This is a genomic window from Caecibacter sp. AF58-12pH5A (genome assembly GCF_027681725.1).
GTDB lineage: Bacteria > Bacillota > Negativicutes > Veillonellales > Megasphaeraceae > Megasphaera > Megasphaera hominis.
The window spans coordinates 1-525 of the sequence record NZ_JAQDBC010000017.1 but is presented as its reverse complement, the minus strand read 5'-3'; the positions used below and the strand labels follow the sequence as shown (position 1 = coordinate 525).

The window sequence follows — 525 nt, the reverse complement described above, 5'->3', positions numbered from 1 at the left end:
ATCAGCATACATCCGAATCGAATCTCTATTGTACTGACTATCTGGGGTGGAAGGGATACCATTTAAGGCCAAAGAGTAAATCGTGGTTGCTTTACTTTTTGAAGCCCGGTATCCCTTTTTTCTTGCCCAAATACAGAAGTCCTCAATAAATTCAGCTTCAGACATTGCTGTAATAGTAGCAAAATGAGGATATTGCATGACGAAGTCCAACAACTTATTTTTGCCGGTTTCTTTATTTAAGGAGGCAAGCTCCTTATCAATACCTGGCATACTACGTTCTAGCTTGTGCTTAAACAGCAGGTCCAGCCTGTTTTGTGACTTGGAAATGGTAAGATAATCGTCAGCTGCGTCGTTCAACCAGGAATATTCATCTGTATTCATCTTAAATGCTGGCAGTATATGCCAATAGCTGCGTCCATAGCTGGCAATGGAAACGGAATCAGCCTTATCTGTTTTTACCTTTCTGACATCTATGTTTCTATAGCGACTCGTGGAAAGCGGATTGACTACAGAAACATCAAATCC

At 41.0% G+C, this 525-nt stretch carries 1 protein-coding gene; it reads right to left on the bottom strand.

All coding sequences use genetic code 11. The annotated features are described in order from the left end of the window. Positions 1-525: IS110 family transposase (locus PGX44_RS08430; protein WP_498855020.1), on the bottom strand; the 525-nt coding region annotated here is incomplete at both ends.